Annotated in this window: 14 protein-coding genes; 7 read left to right on the top strand and 7 right to left on the bottom strand. The window is 63.7% G+C overall.

What is annotated here, in order from left to right; translation table 11 throughout:
- Window positions 1-724: RNA-binding protein (locus tag T281_RS10675; RefSeq protein ID WP_155955211.1), on the top strand; the 724-nt coding region annotated here is incomplete at its 5' end.
- Entirely contained in the window at window positions 721-3,639 is a 2,919-nt protein-coding gene (gene infB / locus T281_RS10670) for a translation initiation factor IF-2 (RefSeq protein WP_037238285.1), read from the top strand. The genes T281_RS10675 and infB, both read left to right, overlap by 4 nt.
- Before the next feature lie 146 nt (window positions 3,640-3,785).
- On the opposite strand, the gene T281_RS10665 is transcribed toward infB, so the two are convergent.
- Together T281_RS10665 and msrQ are read right to left on the bottom strand one after the other, a co-directional pair.
- Window positions 3,786-4,394, bottom strand: coding sequence for a polyphosphate kinase 2 family protein (locus T281_RS10665; RefSeq protein ID WP_245269212.1), 609 nt, complete (start codon window positions 4,392-4,394; stop codon window positions 3,786-3,788).
- A gap of 353 nt (window positions 4,395-4,747) precedes the next feature.
- Complete coding sequence (gene msrQ, locus T281_RS10660) at window positions 4,748-5,395, bottom strand: protein-methionine-sulfoxide reductase heme-binding subunit MsrQ (protein WP_037238282.1); 648 nt, start codon at window positions 5,393-5,395, stop codon at window positions 4,748-4,750.
- Between the two features lie 256 nt (window positions 5,396-5,651).
- On the opposite strand from msrQ, the gene T281_RS10655 reads away from it, so the two are divergent.
- Window positions 5,652-6,149, top strand: a complete 498-nt coding sequence (locus tag T281_RS10655) for a hypothetical protein (protein ID WP_155955210.1) — start codon at window positions 5,652-5,654, stop codon at window positions 6,147-6,149.
- Window positions 6,150-6,193: 44 nt separating this feature from the next.
- Here the strand turns inward: T281_RS10655 and T281_RS10650 are convergent, their stop codons facing one another.
- Window positions 6,194-6,718, bottom strand: a complete 525-nt coding sequence (locus T281_RS10650; protein ID WP_037238302.1) for an invasion associated locus B family protein — start codon at window positions 6,716-6,718, stop codon at window positions 6,194-6,196.
- A 287-nt stretch (window positions 6,719-7,005) separates the two neighbouring features.
- Between T281_RS10650 and thrC the strand changes: the two genes are divergently transcribed.
- The 4 genes from thrC to T281_RS10630 all read left to right on the top strand — a co-directional run bounded on the left by thrC (window position 7,006) and on the right by T281_RS10630 (window position 13,857).
- Window positions 7,006-8,403 carry a threonine synthase gene (gene thrC, locus T281_RS10645; RefSeq protein WP_037238299.1) on the top strand — a complete coding sequence of 466 codons (1,398 nt, stop codon included), beginning with the start codon at window positions 7,006-7,008 and terminating at the stop codon, window positions 8,401-8,403.
- A gap of 179 nt (window positions 8,404-8,582) precedes the next feature.
- Window positions 8,583-9,863 carry a M16 family metallopeptidase gene (locus T281_RS10640; protein WP_013419385.1) on the top strand — a complete coding sequence of 427 codons (1,281 nt, stop codon included), beginning with the start codon at window positions 8,583-8,585 and terminating at the stop codon, window positions 9,861-9,863.
- 7 nt (window positions 9,864-9,870) lie between these two features.
- The gene (locus tag T281_RS10635; protein ID WP_013419386.1) at window positions 9,871-10,461 is read left to right on the top strand and encodes a GNAT family N-acetyltransferase; all 591 of its coding nucleotides are present in this window, start codon (window positions 9,871-9,873) and stop codon (window positions 10,459-10,461) included.
- 105 nt (window positions 10,462-10,566) lie between these two features.
- Entirely contained in the window at window positions 10,567-13,857 is a 3,291-nt protein-coding gene (locus tag T281_RS10630; protein ID WP_052037369.1) for an EAL domain-containing protein, read from the top strand.
- A 142-nt stretch (window positions 13,858-13,999) separates the two neighbouring features.
- Here the strand turns inward: T281_RS10630 and msrP are convergent, their stop codons facing one another.
- From msrP to dusA, 4 genes are all read right to left on the bottom strand, one after another.
- A complete protein-coding gene (msrP, locus tag T281_RS10625) occupies window positions 14,000-15,037 on the bottom strand; it encodes a protein-methionine-sulfoxide reductase catalytic subunit MsrP (RefSeq protein ID WP_245269211.1) in 1,038 nt (345 codons plus the stop codon).
- Window positions 15,038-15,134: 97 nt separating this feature from the next.
- Entirely contained in the window at window positions 15,135-16,010 is an 876-nt protein-coding gene (gene rarD, locus T281_RS10620) for an EamA family transporter RarD (RefSeq protein WP_081796725.1), read from the bottom strand.
- Between the two features lie 57 nt (window positions 16,011-16,067).
- The gene (locus tag T281_RS10615; protein ID WP_037238276.1) at window positions 16,068-16,913 is read right to left on the bottom strand and encodes a sulfite exporter TauE/SafE family protein; all 846 of its coding nucleotides are present in this window, start codon (window positions 16,911-16,913) and stop codon (window positions 16,068-16,070) included.
- A gap of 306 nt (window positions 16,914-17,219) precedes the next feature.
- On the bottom strand, window positions 17,220-18,212 hold a 993-nt coding region (gene dusA / locus T281_RS10610; RefSeq protein ID WP_037238288.1), incomplete at its 5' end, for a tRNA dihydrouridine(20/20a) synthase DusA.

The raw sequence follows: 18,212 nt of genomic DNA, 5'->3' as shown, positions 1-18,212 counted from the left end.
GAGCATGCCCAAAGCCAAGAAAAAGCGCTCTGATCCGGAACCGATACTGGACTTTGACGAGGAAAAGGCACATCTAACAGAGGGCGAACAAGCTGATACGCACAATATCCCGATCAGAACCTGCGTCATGGAGCGATCGAGAAAGGAAAAGTCTTTCCTTCTCCGTTTCGTTGTCTCTCCCGAAGAAGATGTCGTCCCCGACATCAAGGGGAATCTTCCGGGGCGGGGTGTGTGGGTTACAGCCGGTCAGAAAACCGTCGCCGAAGCAATCAAGCGGCGCGCTTTTCAGAGGGCCTTTCGCAAGCCGGTTACCGTAAGCGAAAGCCTTCCCTCAGACGTTGAACGGCTTTTTAAGCAATCTGTGGTAGAACGCTTGTCGATTTGTAATAAGGCCGGGCTTGTTGTCACGGGATTTCAGAAGGTCGAGGACGCACTGAAGCGACGTGAGATCGTGGTTCTTCTCCATGCCGACAACGCGGCCGCCGACGGGAAGGACAAGCTCGACAGGAAGTTCAAGGCCTTATATTCAGGCGCGAATCACATCGAGCCGGAAAATTGCTTCACATCAGCCGAAATTAGCTTGGCGACGGGAAGCACGAATGTAATACATGCGGGACTTAAGGAAGGCGGGGCGACAACCGCGTTCTTGCAAGCTCTCGATCGGTTCAGCGGGTATTGCGCAAGCGAGGCGAAGCCGCATTCGCTGCGTCAGGATAGAGAATGAGCGAAACGAAAGAAACGGACTCGAAACCGGCGGCTGGCCGCAAGACGATGTCGCTGAACGTGAAGCGGACGGTCGAACAGGGCCATATCCGTCAGAATTTCAGCCATGGCCGGTCGAAATCCGTTCTGGTCGAGACGAAGCGCAAGCGCCCCGGCACGGGGCCTGGGGTGGCGGAAGAGCCGCAGCAAGCCCAGAAGCCCGCGCCGCAGAAGCCCGAGCATCGCGCCTTCCAGAAGCCAGGTCCCGAGCAGGGTGGCGACAAGCGGCCGCAGAAGGTTCTGCGCCAGCTCTCCGCCGGTGAGGTTGACGCACGTGCCCGTGCGCTGGTCGAGTCCCGCAAGCGCGAGGAAATCCTGAAGCGCGAGCGCGAGATCGAAGACGCACGCCGTCGCGAGGAAGACGCTCTCCGTGCCATCGAAGACAAGAAGCGCGCGGCCGAAGAAGAAGCTGTCGCCAAGAAGCTTGAGGAAGAGAACGCTCAGCTTCGTGCCCAAGAGGCGGCTCAGCCGAAACCGGAAGCTCCGAAAGAGCCCGCAAGGCAGGAAGCTGCTCCCGTGGCTCCCGCTCCGCGCCCCACAAGTCGTTCGGTCGAGCCGCCGCGCCGTGTCGGTCCCGACACCGTCCGCGTTATCGCTCGCCCGCAAGACGACCGCCGCCCGCCGCGCGCTCCCGCTCCCGATGCTCGAACGGCTGATGCACGGCCGGTCGATGCACGCGGTCCTGCCCGTGATGGAACGCGTCCCGCCGGGGCACGTCCGGATGGCGCCAGGCCGCAGGGTGGTGCCGGCGCTCGCGCCGGCGCTCCTGGTGCAAGGCCCGGCTTTAACGGTCCACGCGGTGCCGCCGCCACGCCCGCGTCTTCGATCCCGGAAGTGGCCGCGCGTCCCGATAGAACCCGCGATGCCGACGTCGGCGCTCGGGCCCGTGGTGCCGATACCGAGGAAGACGACCGTCGCGTGAAGCGCGGTCTGCCCGGCAAGGTCGCCACTCCCGCTCCCGTCAAGAAGACCGTTACGGAGCGGACAGGCCGCCAACGCCTCACGCTTTCGAATGCGCTCGACGATCAGCAGCGCGAGCGCAGCCTCGCCTCCCTCAAACGCCAGCGCGAACGTCAGAAGCTTCAGGCGTCCGGCGCGCGGCAGGAGCGTGTCAAGATTCAACGCACCGTCATTCTGCCCGAAGCGATCACCATCCAGGAACTCGCGAACCGCATGGCGGAACGCGCGGTCGACATCATCAAGTTCCTGATGAAACAGGGCCAGATGCTGAAGATCAACGACGTGATCGACGCCGATACCGCAGAACTCGTCGCCGAGGAATTCGGCCATAGCGTGAAGCGCGTTTCGGAAGAAGACGTCGAGGAAGGCTTCATCGGCGAGACCGACGATCCCGATACGCTCCAGTTCCGTGCGCCTGTCGTCACCATCATGGGTCACGTCGACCACGGCAAGACGTCGCTGCTCGACGCCATTCGCCACGCGAACGTGGTTTCGGGCGAGGCTGGCGGCATCACGCAGCACATCGGTGCCTATCAGGTGACGACGCCCAGCGGCGCGCCCGTGACCTTCATCGACACGCCCGGCCACGCGGCCTTTACCGCGATGCGTGCCCGTGGCGCCAAGGTGACGGACATCGTCGTGCTGGTCGTCGCGGCCGACGACGGCGTCATGCCGCAGACGATCGAAGCCATCAACCACGCCAAGGCGGCGGGTGTTCCGATCATCGTCGCCATCAACAAGATCGACAAGCCGGACGCGGATCCCCTGCGTGTGCGCACCGACCTCCTTTCCCACGATATCGTCGTGGAAAGCATGGGCGGCGACGTGCTCGAAGTGGAAGTCTCGGCGAAGCAGAAGCTCAATCTCGACAGGCTTCTCCAGGCGATCGCCCTTCAGGCCGAGGTTCTCGAACTCACGGCCAACCCGGATCGTCCGGCGGAAGGTATCGTCATCGAGGCTAAGCTGGAACGCGGTCGCGGGCCGGTCGGAACCGTGCTCGTGCAGCGCGGTACGCTGAAGGTCGGGCAGATCGTCGTGGCCGGTCGTGCATGGGGCCGCGTTCGCGCGCTCATCGACGACAAGGGCGCGAACGTGGTCGCGGCAGGTCCGTCGACCCCGGTCGAGGTGCTCGGTTTCGACAGCGCCCCGGACGCAGGCGACCAGCTCGCCGTGGTGGAAACCGAAGCGCGCGCTCGCGAATTGACCGAACACCGCCAGCGCAAGCTGCGTGACGTGCGCTCGGTGGGCGCAGGTGCCCGCAGTTCGCTTGAACAGATGATGAAGCAGGCCGCCAAGGGCGGAAAGAAAGACTTCCTGCTCATCATCAAGGGCGACGTGCAAGGCTCGGTCGAGGCGATCAATTCCGCTCTCGAAAAGCTCGGCACGGACGAGGTCGAGGCGCGCATCATCCACTGGGGCGTGGGCGGCATCACATCCTCGGACGTGGCGTTGGCCGAAGCCTCGGGCGCTGTCATCATCGCCTTCAACGTCCGAGCGGACGCGCAGGCGAAGCAGCAGGCCGAGCGCGATGGCATCGAAATCCGCTACTACAACATCATCTACGACCTCGTGGACGATGTGAAAAAGGCGATGTCGGGCCTGCTCGCGCCGATCACGCGCGAAGAGTTCCTCGGCAATGCGGAAATCCTCGAGGTGTTCAACATCTCGAAGGTCGGCAAGGTCGCGGGCTGTCGTGTCACGGAAGGCAAAGTCGAGCGCGGAGCGAGCGTGCGTCTGGTGCGCGACCACGTCGTCATCCACGAGGGCAAGCTTTCCACGCTCAAGCGCTTCAAGGACGAAGTCAAGGAAGTGGTCGTCGGGCAGGAATGCGGCATGGCCTTCGAGGGCAATCAAGACCTCAAGGCGGGCGACACGATCGAGTGCTTCCGCACCCATATCGAAACGCGGAGCCTTTAATACCGGGGCGCGGCGCGCCTCGGCAGATTTCGCACGCGGCGCGCCGAGTTCGGCGCGGACCGCTTCAACATAAAAAAGCGGCGACCATCGCCGTTTTTTGCGTCTCGGGGGCGCGCTTCGCAACCTCAACCGAACAGTTCGCCCCGCTATTCCAGCGAGCCGAACAGCACCAGTGCCGCCTCGGCCGTTTTCTCGTCCAGCGGCTTCGGTTCCAAGTCGACGCCTTTTCCCAGCCGGTCGATCAGGATCTTGAACACGGCAAGGCGGGCGTAATTCTTGTTGTTCGCCGGAACGAGGTACCACGGCGCATAGCCCGTCGAGGTCTTTTCGAGCATATCCTCGATAGCGTTTTCGTAGTCGGCGCGATGGTCGCGGTTGCGGAAGTCTTCGTAGGTGAGCTTCCAGCGCTTCAGAGGATCGGTGAGCCGGTCCTTGAACCGCTTGAGCTGTTCCTCGGCGGAGATGTGCATGAACACCTTCGCGACGCGTGTCCCGTCGTCGACGAGAAGTCGCTCCAACTCGTTGATCTCGCGATAGGCGCGTTTCCACTCGGCCTTTTTCGCCAGCCCCTCGACGCGCTCCACCAGCACGCGGCCATACCACGAGCGGTCGAACACGACGATCTGGCCATGCTCCGGCAACCGCTTCCAGAAGCGCTGAAGATAATGCTCCTTCTTCTCGTCCGGCGAGGGCGCGGCAATTGGGTGCACCTTGAAGCTGCGGGGATCGAGCGTCCAGCCAAGACGACGGATCACGCCGCCCTTTCCCCGCCGTGTCCCAGCCTTCGAGCACGATCACGGCATGTTCGCGCGTGCCGAGATACGCCTGCTGAATCGATTGCATGGTCTTTTGCAGGGGGACGAGCTTGTGGTTGTAATCCTTCTGATCGACGTGATGGCCGTCGCTGAGAGACGCGAGCGACGGTCGCCCGCTCACGATGAATTTGTCTGCCTTCACGAATGAAATCTCCCAGGACGCCTCCCTGATGATCCGGGGTGCGCATTAAGAATCGTTGCAGCGGGAACGCGCTGCCACAGCGCGAGCTAGCTTCGGACGACCCTAATACGGTTCGTGTGTCCGGCACAGGTTTGTTGCCTTGCGCAGACCATCAGCCCGTTTCGACCGGCTTCGGCGACCGATTTCCGCGCACGGACGAGAACACGCGAAACAGGAGAAGCGCCGCCACCGCCGCTGCATAGGCGAGCGGCTCCAACGTCCACGATTTCAGCGACAGAAGGTAGTGCGCGATGGCGAGAACCGCAGCGAGGTACACCCACCGATGCAGGCGCTGCCACGCCGCGCCACCCATGCGCTTGATCGCGCGCGCGTTGGAGGTCCATGCGAGCGGCACGAGGATCGCAAAGGTCGCCATGCCGAGCGTGATGTAAGGGCGCTTCACGATATCGCCGAGGATCGCGGTCAGGTCCGGACCACGGTCGAGCACGATCCATGTCAGGAGGTGTGCGCAGGCATAGAAGAACGCGAGAAGGCCCAGTGCACGCCGGAACCGCACGAGGTTCGGCCCGCCGAGCCGGCGAAGCGGCGTCACCGCGAGGCTCGCGATCAGGAAGCGCAGCGCCCAGAGGCCGAGCATGTGTTCAAGCGTTTTCACCGGGTCGGCGCCGAGTTGATCGCTCACCGCGAGCCAGAAAGTCCACACTCCCGGGAGCGCGCCGACCAGATAGACGGGCCAGCGCGGGAAAGTGCCGATGACCCGCTGAGCGGCGCGCCTTGGCGATGCTTTCGGCTGTTTCATACGCCTGTGTTTCCCTGCGTGCCGCGCGCTACAGCGTTCCGAGACGCCCGTTCGCGCTTCTTGTTCAATGACATGGGCTGCGCGGAGGGCTTTTCGAAGCGGCGCATCGTTCACAGCGCCGCGAGGTGCGGCGATTTTACCGACGTGTCCGGCCAACCGCCTGCGAGGAGGATTAAGACCCTGTGAAATTATACTAAAAATTTACGCGAAGTCTCGATACTTGCCCGGAGTAGTTCCACTTGAGAGGGCGTTGAGTATGAGAGTTTTAGTGGCATGCGTGGTCTTCATGCTGGGCGCGGCAGGCGCTCAGGCGCAAGGCCGAAATCCTTACTACGGTGAGCCGACCGACTATCTGGGCACATGGAATAACGTCGAAATCCAGCGCAATCTGGTCGTGCGCATCGAAATCCGGCCCGACAGTCCCCGCGGCGGCGTCTGCGTCACCGTTTTCGGGCTACGCGACGGCGAACCCGTCGTTTTCGGCGAATATCGCGGCCGCACCTTCCTTTCCAACTCTCCGCGCGAGCGCGAGCAGGACAATTCGGCGGTTCTCGTCCGCATCAATCAGCCTCGCCTTCGCGGCAATGTGCTGCTGCGCTTCAACGGGCGCGGCGAGATCGTGGCGCACTCGCTGCTCAACATCTCCGGCCGTGGCGACGTCTACAGCGTGGAGCGGTTCGCAGCGGCCGATCGCGGCAGGCGCGACTACGATCCTCGCGATCGTCGTCCGTACGAGCGGCCTTACGGCTACTAAGAGAGAACGCAAAAACCCCGTCGCTCAACGCGCCGGGGTTTTTTTCAGTTCAGGCCCTTGAGCCCGTCCGAAAGCCCCGCCAGCGGTGCCGGAAAACCGACGCCTGCATCCGGGGTCGGAAACACGATGAAGCTCGCCGTCTGGCCGCTCGTGAATTTTCCGATCAGCTGATCGTCCACGATCACCTCGGCGAGGCAACCGAACTTGCGGCATTTGAGAAACTTAACATTGCCCACGTCCTTGCCGTCCACGCGGAGGCCGAGACCGGCCGGAAGCACGACGTCGAGCGGCGCCACGATGCGCAGGATCTTCTTGTTCTGATCCTCGAAGGCTCGCATCAGAAGCACGGTCATGAACATGTTGGGCCGGTCTTCGAGCTTCAGATCCTGCACGAGCGCGCATTTTTCTTTCTTCGCGCCCGCGAGTTGCGCGCATTTCAGCTTCCACGCGCCGTAGATCGCCTTCACCTGACCGGAGCCGATTTCCTGGGCTTGAGCCGCGCCAAGGCTGGCACCGCTAGCGCAGGCGGCGAAAAAGCACGCGGCGAGAAGTTTGGCCGTTCTTTGCATGGTGGCGGTCCGTGTCGAGAAAGCGCTGAGCGCGAGGATATAACCTTGCACTCGGCAAGAATTCGGGCCGAATTGAGACTGGAACGCCAGCGCCTCGTCAATCTCGGCTCCTGTTCGCCGCCGAACGGTTCCGCGCCCGACGTGGCGCGATGCGTCGGCACAACCTCCGGTTCGAGTGCGAATTTGCTGCGTCGGAGATGACACAGGCCGAAGTCCGTCCTATTGTGCTGAAAAATCCGACATCCTTTGCCCAAAGCGGTGCGCCCGCTCGCGGAACAAGAAACGATATGATGTACGTCTCGACACGAGGGGCCGCGCCGAAAGCGGACTTCGAGGAAGCACTTCTCGCCGGTCTCGCGCCCGATGGCGGGCTTTACATACCGGAAACCTGGCCGCAGCTTTCGTCCCTGCCCGCATCGCCCACAGGCGCGTACGCGGCAGCGGCGGCGCATGTGATGACGCCATACATGGGCGGCAACCCCGGCGAGGCGGAGCTTTTCGCGCTTGTGTCTGATGCCTACGCGCGCTTCGCCGATCCCGATACCGCGCCGCTCAAGACGATCGGGCCGGACCTCTATCTGCTTGAGCTGTTCCACGGACCGACGCTCGCCTTCAAGGACTTCGCGATGCAGGTTCTGTCGCGGCTGATGGAGCGCGCGCTCAAGCGGCGCGGGCAGCGCACGACGATTGTCGGCGCGACATCGGGCGATACGGGCGCGGCAGCGGTCGAGGCGTTTCGCGGGCGCGACGACATCGAGTTGTTCATTCTTTATCCGCATGGCCGCATCAGCGACGTGCAGCGCAAGCAAATGACGACGGCGACCGAGGACAACATCCACGCCATCGCCATCGAAGGCACGTTCGACGATACGCAGGCCATCCTGAAGGCGCTGTTCGGCGACGCGGAGTTCCGCACGCGACACGCGCTTTCGGCGATCAATTCCATCAACTGGGCGCGCATTGTGGCCCAGACCGTCTATTACTACACGGCGGCGGCGAAGCTTGGCACTGCGTGTCGCCCGAGCTTCGCTGTGCCCACCGGCAATTTCGGCGACATCTTCGCGGGCTTCGCGTCGTCGCTGATGGGGCTTTCCATGGGCCGCCTCGTCATCGCGACGAATGAGAACGACATCCTCGCCCGCACGCTGGAGTCGGGCCGCTACGAGCCGAAGGGCGTCGTGCCGACCGACAGCCCGAGCATGGACATCCAGATTTCGAGCAATTTCGAGCGGCTTCTTTTCGAGGAGAGCGGCCGCGATGCCGACCTTGTTAACCGCGCGATGGCCGATTTGAAGGCGAAAGGTCACTTCGACCTGCCGCCCGCCACGCTCGCCCGCATCCGCGAGCGCTTCACGGCGTGGCGCGTCACGCGGGAGGAGGCCGCCGAGGCGACCCGCGCGCTGTTCGACGAAACCGGCATGATTATCGATCCGCATACCGCCGTCGGCGTCGTTGCGGGCAAGCGCGAGCAGGAGCGCAGCGGCGGTTCGATGGTGGTGCTTTCGACGGCGCATCCCGCGAAGTTCCCGGAGGCCGTGACGCGCGCGACAGGCCGCGCGGCGGATATTCCAGAGCGCCTCGTGGAGCGCCTTCAGGGCCGCGAACGTGTGCAGGTTCTGCCGAACTCGGCCGCTGCGGTAGCGGACGTGATCGCCCGGCACGCAGCAAACAGGCCGCAAGCATGATCCGCAAAAGCGGACGCCGGTTTTGCGATAGGATCATGATTTACAAAAAGGCATGATCCGCAAACGGATTTCCGGGTTTGTTATCATGCTGACAAGATGCTGTTAGCGAGGGCGCGTCGCCATTCGAGGCGATCTCGCTTGAAGTCGTGAATATTGAGATTTGCCCCGAGGTTCTGCCCATGACAGTCGAGACCAGCCAGCTAGCGAACGGAATGCGGATCGTCACCGATCGCATGCCGGGGCTCGAAACGGCGACGGTCGGCGTTTTCGTGACCGCTGGCGCGCGCTCCGAGACGGACAACGAGCACGGCGTCGCCCATTTCCTCGAACATATGGCCTTCAAGGGCACGCCGACGCGCTCGCCCATCGAAATTGCCGAAGAGATCGAGGGCGCGGGCGGCGCGCTGAACGCGGTCACATCGTCGGAAGCGACCAACTATTACGCGCGCGTGCTGAAAAGCGACGTGGAACTTGGGCTTAACCTCATCGGCGACCTGCTTCTCAATCCGTCCTTCTCGGACGAGGAGATGGACCGCGAGCGTGAGGTCATCCTTCAGGAAATCGCGGCGACGCAGGATAGCCCCGACGACATCGTGTTCGATCTGGCGCTCGACGAAGCTTATCCGAACCAGTCGCTCGGCCGCTCCATCCTCGGCACGGAACGCACCATCTCGCGCCATTCCGCCGCCGACCTGCGCCGCTTTCGCAATGAGAACTATTCCGCCTCGCGCATGATCCTGTCGGCTGCGGGCGCAGTCGATCACGACGCGATCCACAAGCTCGCCGAGAGCCTGTTCACGGGGCTTCCCGAGGAAGCGCCGCGCCCGATCAAGCGCGCGAAGTTCGAGGGCGGACACGCCACCGTCGACAAGCGCTTCGAGCAGTGCCACGTGATCTTCGCCTTCGAGGGCTTCCCGAACGGTCATGAAGACTCGTTCGCCGGACGCATCTTCGCAGGCATCGCGGGCGGCGGCATGGCCTCGCGGCTGTTTCAGGAGGTGCGCGAAAAGCGCGGCCTCTGCTACGACATCCACGCCTTCGACTGGGGCTATTCGGACAGCGGCATCATCGGCCTCCACGCGGCGACGAGCGCGCAGCAGTTGAAGGAACTGAGCGCGCTGTCGCTCGGCATCTTCGCGGACCTCGCCGAAAACGGGCCGACGGACCGGGAACTCGCCCGTGCGAAGGCGCAGATCAAGGCGGGGCTTTTCATGAGCCTCGAAAGCTGCGAGTCGCGCGCGGGCCAGATCGCCTGGGATTTGATGGTGTTCGGGCGCACAATCTCGAACGAGGAACTTATCGAAAAGGTCGACAGCATAACCCGCGAGCACGTTCAGGCCGTCGGCCTCGGCTTCCGCGAACGGCCGGAAATCGTCTCGGCTGTGGTGGGTGGACGCGGATCGGCGGCCGCTGCGGCCGACGCGGCCGAGGCCTTCCTCTCCGGCGAACTCGCCGCCTGAGGCCGCCATGATGCTCGGCGGGTCGCGCATGTTTTTCCCCGAGACAAGGCCCTATGTGGAGGGGGATGGCGTCTATCTGCGCGAGCCGCAAATGTCCGACTACAAAGAGTGGGCGGCGCTCCGTGGAGAAAGCCGCTCGTTCCTGGAACCGTGGGAGCCCCGCTGGGCGAAGGACGAGCTTTCCCGCGAAACCTACCGCCGCCGCATCCGCTATTATTACCGCGATGCCCGGCAAGATGTCGGTTACGCCTTTTTTCTGTTCAGAAGCTCTGATAACGCCTTAATCGGCGGCTTGACGTTGAGCAATATTCGGCGCGGCGTAAGCCAAAGCTGTTCTCTCGGGTACTGGACCGGCGCTCCGCACGCCCGTCAGGGATACATGACCAAAGGGGTACAGTCGGTCATATGGTTCGTGTTCGACGTTTTGCGTCTTCATCGGCTCGAAGCGGCCTGCCTGCCGGAAAACAAGCCTTCGGCGGCTCTGCTGGTCCGTACGGGGTTTCAATATGAGGGCCTGGCCCGTCGATATCTCAAGATCAATGGCGTGTGGCAGGATCACTGGCTGTTCGCGCTCCTCAACGACGACCCGTTGCCGTAGCCCGTTTTCAAATGAGGCGGATGCCGATTCGCCAAGCGCGGCCGCGAGTTTTTCCATTCGGACCGGCGCCCGGTCACAGCGCGTGAAGCCCTGATGCGAGGTCGAATGCTGCTTTGTGCCGCCGAAACGGCCGCCTCCGTTCCCCCTCGCCTCCTCGCTGTCGCGCGAGTGACGCTTATTTTTTGCGCCGCATGGATCGCCGCCGCGCTGATGGCTTCGTCGCCCGCATCGGCGGTGGAGCCCATCGTCGTCGGCTCGGCGCAGGAAAAGATCGACATCACCCTTCTCGGTGAGTTTTACGAGCGGCGCGGGGACAAGATCGCCGCCGAAACCGCAGCCAACGCCGATGGCATCGCGGGCCGCATGACCGTCTCCGCGAAAACGCCCGGCACCAATCCGAGCTGGATCGTTTTCGCGCTGTCAAACCCGACCGACAAGCCGGTGACACGCTTCCTCAGCGCCCAGCGCTACGACATCGTCAATTCGGGCGTGTTCAAGCCCGACCTCGACGCACCGCGCATCACCAACGTCACGCCGTCGCTCGGCTTCCGCCCTGAGCGGGTCGACGATTACGACTTCCTCGACATATACCGCCTTTCGATCGAACCCGGCACCACGGTGACATTCATCGTGGAACTCGCTTCGGCGTCGGTGCCGCGCCTCTACCTCTCCTCGGCGCAGAATTTCGGCAAGCGCCTGCGCGACGTCAATCTGCTGAACGGCATCCTGCTCGGCATCACGGGCCTGCTAGCGCTGTTTTTCACCGTGATCTTCGGGGTCAATCACAAGTCGATCTTCCCGGCGGCGGCGTTGCTCGCCTGGTCGGCGCTCGCCTATCTCTGCGTGGATTTCGGCTTCTGGCACAAACTATTCCAACTATCCTCCGAGGACAACGGCACCTATCGGGCGATGACGGAGGCGTCGTTTGCGGCGAGTCTCGTCATCTTTCTCTACGCCTTTCTCAACCTAAGGCTGTGGCACTCGTGGATTTCCATGGCCTTCTTCGGCTGGATCGTAGCGCAGCTCGGCCTCATCTTCTTCGGGCTCGTGGATGCGCAGGCAACCATGAGCCTCGCGCGCCTGTCGCTGATCCCCATCTCGGTCATAGGAACGGCCGTCATCGTGTTTCTGGCGCTCAGGGGACAGGAACGCGCGCTTTCGCTGCTGCCGACATGGATGCTGTTCCTCCTGTGGCTGTTCGCAGCCGCCGTCATCGTTACCGGCAAAATGTCCGGCGACGTGGCCGTGGTGGCGATCTCGGCGGGCCTCGTGGTGTTCCTCATGCTGGTCGCCTTGACGGTGACGCAATACGCGTTCCAGAGTGCCGATCCCGGCGCGTCCGGGGAAGACCCGGGGCAGTTCAAGCTGCGCGTCATGGCGCTGGAGGCCTCCGGCGCGAGCGTCTGGGAATGGGACGGGCGCCGGAACGAGATCAACGCCGGGCCTGAGGTGGAGAACGCGCTCGGCGTTCCTCCCGGCACGCTTCGCTGCTCGCAGGACGCCTGGCTCCAGCATCTCCACGCCTCCGACCGTGAACGCATGCGCCTCACGCTGTGGACACTTCGCGAGCGGCAGGGCGGCGACATCAACCTCGAATTTCGCATGAAGCGCGCCGATGGCGGCTATCTCTGGTACGAGCTTCGCGCCGCCGTCACGCCGCAACGGACGACGCGCCAGCTCCGCGGCGTCGGCCTCCTGCGTAACGTCAACGCGCAGAAGCGGGCCCAGGAGCGGCTGCTCCACAACGCCATCCGCGACGGCCTGACCGGCCTGCCGAACCGTGAGCTTTTCCTCGACCGGCTGCAATTCGCCGTCGCCCGTGCGCAACTGGAAAACCTGAAGCCCACGGTCTTCTTCGTCGATCTCGACGCGCTGAAGAACCAGAGCCGTTCGCCCGATTTCGCCACCAATGACGGCGTGCTGCTGACCATCTCGCGGCGGCTCCAGCGATACATCTCGCAGCAGGACACGTTGGCCCGCGTCAGCGCGCTGCAATTCGCGATCCTCATCTCCGACGACACCGAGCCGCGCCATATCGCCATGCTGGCCGAGCGCGTGCGCCGCTCGCTTCGCACGCCGATGAAGGTTGGCGGCCGCGATCTCGTGCTCACCGGCAGCATCGGCATCGCCATGTATGACGGCACGCAGGAGCACGCGGAAGACCTGTTGCGCGAGGCCGAAAGCGCCATGTATCGCGCCAAGCGCGCAGGGCCCGACCGCATCGAGCTGTTCAAGCCCGAAATGCGCGGCGCCACCGACGAGCGCGCCATCGTTCAGGCCGATCTGAAGCACGCCATCGAGCGCCGCCAGATTCGCATCCTGTACCAGCCCATCATGCGCATCGCCGACGAGCGGCTGGCGGGCATGGAAGCGTTCGTCATCTGGGAGCACCCCACGCTCGGCAAGCTTTCGCTGCAGGAATTTGAAGCCGCAGCCGAAGCCGCAGGGCTCTCCGGCGAACTGTGGTCGTATGTCTTCGAGCGCTGCATCCGGCAGGGCGCGCGCTGGCACCGCATCCTTCAGCGCGACGATCCGATTTACCTCTCGATCAACATGTCGAGCCAGCAGCTTTTCCACCATGATCTGGTGCAGAACCTGCGGCTCATCATCGGGCGTGAGACGCTGCCAAAGGGCGCGCTGCGGCTGGAAATCGCCGAGACGCTCATCAACGCGAACCCCGAGCAGGCGATCGAAATCCTCGACTGGCTGAAAAGCCTCAACGTCTCCATCGCCCTCGACGAGTTCGGCGTCAGCTTCTCGTCGCTGTCCTACTGGAACCGCCTCTCCATCGACGCGATCAAGATCGACCGCTCGCTCGTGACGCTCTCCGACAAGGACCGCTCGAGCGCCATGGTGCTGAAAGCGGTGCTGTCCATTGCGCATGAACTCGGCAAGGACGTCGTGGCGGTGGGCATCGACAGCGAGGAGGATCTCGCTTATGTCCGCGCGCTCGGCTGCGATTACGGTCAGGGCTTCTTCTACGCGGACCTCATGTCCGACAAGGATGTCGTCAACCTTCTGAACGCCATCGCGCGCTCGACCAAGCGCGACAACAGGGCCATCGAGAAGGAAGAGCGTCGCGTCGACCGCCGCGCGGAAAAGGGGCGCGAGGAGGAAAGCGAAAAGGCGCTGGTTCTCGCCGAAAGGGAAGCGCAGACAGCGGGCGATGGCGCGCCGAAGGCGTCCGCCAAGCCGTCGCGGGCAATCGGCCGCCGTTTCCGTCGCGGAGACGCGAGCAAGGCGCGGACAAAGGGCGAGGCGGCAGCGCCGAAGCCAGAAGTTGCGACGCAAACAGCAAGCCTTGTCCCAGGTCAGCCGCCCCAGCCCGGTCAGGGCTTTGCCACCGACGCCCCCAAACCGCCGGGGCAGCCTTTCCCGCCGTTCAATAAGCGATAAAACTTCTCGCGGCTCCTTGATCTGCGATGAGCCATAGTCGCTTTCCCGAATCGGCATTTTCCACGGCGGTTTCGCCTAAAACGCCCTTGGCATGAACGCCAAGGCAATGCGCGTGTGGGGATGGTCGCGCGACGGCGTAGACTCAGAAATAGGTCTTCAGGTCCATGCCCGCGTAGAGAGACGCGACCTGCTCGCCATAGCCGTTGAAGGGAAGCGTCGGGCGACGCGGCGCGAACAACCCGCCCTCGCCGATACGCCGCTCGGTCGCCTGGCTCCAGCGCGGATGATCCACCGCCGGGTTCACGTTGGAATAGAAGCCGTATTCGCGCGGGTTCTGCATGTTCCACGAGGTCGGCGGCTGGCGCTCCACGAGGCTGACGCGCACGATCGACTTGATGCTCTTGAACCCGTATTTCCATGGCACGACGAGACGCAGCGGCGCGCCGTTCTGATTTGGCAGCGTTTCGCCGTAAAGGCCGACCGCGAGAATCGTCAGCGGATGCATCGCCTCGTCGAGGCGCAGGCCCTCGCGATAGGGCCAGTCGAGCGGCTGGAAAAAGCCCTTCTGCCCCGGCATCTCGGACGGCCGCACCAGCGTTTCGAAAGCGACGAACTTCGCGGAGGCGAGCGGCTCGACGCGCGCGAGCAGCGCCGACAACGGGAAGCCGATCCACGGGATCACCATCGACCAGCCTTCGACGCAGCGCAGCCGGTAGATGCGCTCTTCAAGCGGCGCGAGCTTCAGGATGTCGTCCTGCGCCAGCGTTGCGGGCTTCGCGACGAGCCCGTCGATGGCGACAGACCAAGGGCTCGTCTTGAGCTTGCCGGCATAGGAGGCAGGATCGCCCTTGTCCGTGCCGAACTCGTAGAAATTGTTGTAGGTGGTCACGTCCTTCTTCGGCGTCAGCGGCTCGGTCGTGCCGAACGGACCTTTGTCGAAGGCGAGCGGCTCCGCGTTCGAGGGCGATGGCAGGCCCAGCGCCAGCGACGCAATCGCCCCGCCGATGAACTCGCGGCGACGCAAATACAGCGCGCGCGGCGTGATCTCGGATGAGGGGATGGGCGGCCCCAGCGCGTCGCGCGTTCCGACAGCCGCGCTCTGGCGCACGGATTTCTTGCCGTCGTTCGCCTTCAAACGATCCGGTTCGCATGCGGGTTGATCTGGGCGTTTGTCCAACATGACACCTCGCTTCCGATTGGCATGTGGGCGTCGCTGCGGGAAAACGCCACCGGGTGTCCATCACAAGGCGGAGAGGCGGCGCTCCTCGCTCGCCCCCTCAGCCCGGCAGCGCCGCCGGGTGAGTCCGTCGCGCGAGGCCGTAGAGATAGACGATCAGCCCGCACCAGATGATCGCGAAGCCGGCGAGCTTCGCCTCCGTCAGCAACTCGCCGAACACGAAGACGCCGATCAGGAATTGCAGCGTCGGCGCGAGATATTGGAGCATCCCGATGGTCGAGAGCGGAACGCGCTTGGCGGCGAGCGCGAAGGTGATGAGCGGCACGACGGTCACCACACCGGAGCCCGCGAGCAGCAGGTCGAGCGTTGCTGGGCCGTGAAGCATCGCAAGTTGGCCGCGCATGCCCATGGTCCACAAAAGCACCGCGGCCGGAAGCGCAAGGATCGCCGTTTCCAGGAACAGCCCTTCGGCGGCCGGAAGGGGCGCGGTCTTCTTGATGAGGCCGTAAAATCCGAAGGATAGCGCCAGCGCGAAGGCGATCCACGGCACGCTCTGCGCGCCAAGACACAGATAGGTCACGCCCGCCGCCGCCGTCAGCACACCTGCCGCCTGCACCGGCGAAAGCCGCTCGCCGAGCGCTATGCGCCCGATAATCACATTGACGATGGGCAATATGAAATAGCCGAGGCTCGCCTCTACGGTTCGGTTTGTCGTCACTGCGAGGATGTAGACGCCCCAGTTGATCGAGATGAGAACCGCCGCGAGCGCATAGAGACCGACCAGCCGCAAGTCGAGGCGGCGCATCAGCGCTCGCAAGTGCCCTGACAACACGAGCCATGCGAGAAGGAAGACGAGCGACCACAGGATGCGCTGGGCGAGGATCTCAAGCGCCGAAGCCGGTTTGAGGAGCGCGAGATAAAGCGGAAGCAGCCCCCAGATGAAATAGGTCGCAAGCGCGAACCCGAGCCCGTGCATATCCACTGCCCTTCCCTCCCGGAGCGCGCGCATCCTGATGAGCATTCGTTTGACGCCTCAGACCCCCCAGACAAGGCTCACGATGAACCTCCCCGCGATGAACAGCAGGAAGGACATGAACGTGATTTCGAGCGTCCGCCGCGAAAGCCGATGCGCCACCTTCGCGCCGAGCGGAGCCGCGAGTACGCTCACCGGGCCGAGCACGATGAAGCCGAGCAGGCTGACATAGCCCGCCGACAAAGGTGGCAGCGCGGCGACGTTCCAGCCTTCCACGATATAGCCGATGGTCGCCGGGATCGCGATGATCGGCCCGAAGCCGGATGCGGTGCCGACCGCCTGGTGGATCGGCCAGCCGAGGAACTTCATGTAGGCTGTGACATAGGCTCCGCCGCCAATGCCGATGAGCGTCGAGATCAGGCCTATGCCGAAACCGGCCACGAGGTTCCACGGCGCGGGCGGAAGCGCCGCGTCAGGGTTTGGCTCACTTTTGCCAAAGGCGAGCCGCGAGGCGATGAAGATGCACGACGCCGCGAAAACAGCCTTGAGGAAGCTCGACGGCGCGCGCGACGCGATGAACACGCCGAGCACCGCACCTGCCACGACCCACGGCCCGAGCCGCCGGATTACCTCCATCACCACCGCGCCGTGCTTGTTATGCGAGCGCACCGAATTGATCGCGGTGGGGATGATGATGGCGAGCGATGTCGCCACGCAGACGCGCATGATGATGCTCTCGTCCACGCCAGCGAGCCTGAACAACTCGTAGAGCACCGGGACGCTCACCGCGCCGCCGCCGATGCCGAGAAGGCCCGCGAGAAAGCCGGTGATGATGCCGCCGATGAGGAGCGCGATGGACAATTCCGCGATCTGATACCACGGCAGGTGTTGAACAAGGTCGAGCATGGCGGGACATGAGATGGAAGTTGAAAGGCGAGCGGAGACTACAGTTTTGCCACGTGCATGCAATTATTATTATTTTCGGCCATTATTGTATACATTGCGGAACGTATGGCATGCAATTGGTAGCGCGGCTTCCACCGGACGACGTAAATCGGCGGCTCGTGACGGCCTTGCGATGCACGCAGGACCGACCGAGAACACATCGGCTAATCGAATTTCTAACACCGCGACCTTGCCCAGCGCATAGGGCCGGGGCGGTTTACGCGGCGATTGAAGGATTTCGCGCGGGCAATCAAGCTTCGGCCGCAGTTATGCCGCGAGCGACGGCGCCTCTTCGACCCGCCGCGCCGCCTCGATAGCGGCGTGTATGATATCCAGCCCCGCGCCCGGCTTGACGCTTTCCTCGGTCAGCAGACGCCGGAAAGGCCGCGCGCCCGGCCTGCCGTTCACGAGCCCGAGCATATGGCGCGCGATGGCGGAAAGCCGCGTGCCGCGCCCAAGCTCGCGTTCGATGTAGGGTAGCATGCGCTCCAAAGCCTCGTGCGGTCTGAGCGGCGCAGTCGTCTCGCCATAGAGCGTGGCATCCACTTCGAGCAGCAACGCCGGGTTCTTGTACGCCGCGCGGCCGAGCATCACGCCGTCCACCATTTCGAGATGTGTGGCGCTTTGTTCGATCGTTTCGATGCCGCCATTGATGATAATCGTCAGTTCGGGGAACGCGGCCTTCAGGCGATAGACGCGCTCGTAATCGAGCGGCGGCACGTCGCGATTCTCGCGGGGCGACAGGCCCTTGAGCCACGCCTTGCGCGCATGAACGATGAAGATCTCGCAGCCAGACGCCGCCACCGTCTCGATGAAGCGCGTGAGATCGGCCTCGCTGTCCTGCTCGTCGATGCCGATGCGGTTCTTCACGGTGATGGGGATCTGCCCGCCGACGGCGCTTTTCATCGCTGCCACGCATTCGCCGACAAGCTTCGGCTCTGCCATCAGGCAAGCGCCGAACCGGCCCGATTGGACGCGATCCGACGGGCAGCCGCAATTGAGGTTGATTTCGTCATAGCCGAAGCCCGCGCCGATTTCGGCCGCGCGCGCGAGTTCGACCGGGTCCGAGCCGCCGAGTTGCAGTGCGACCGGATGCTCCGATGCGTCGAAGCCGAGAAGCCGCTCGCGGTCGCCGAACATGATGGCGCCGGACGTGACCATCTCGGTATAGAGCCGCGCGCGACGCGACAGTTGACGGTGGAAGAAACGGCAATGCCGGTCCGTCCAATCCATCATGGGGGCAGTGCAGAATGTCCATTG

Origin of the sequence: Rhodomicrobium udaipurense JA643 (assembly GCF_000636015.1) — a bacterium.
Taxonomy (GTDB): Bacteria; Pseudomonadota; Alphaproteobacteria; order Rhizobiales; family Rhodomicrobiaceae; genus Rhodomicrobium; species Rhodomicrobium udaipurense.
This window is presented reverse-complemented; position numbering and strand designations above follow the sequence as displayed.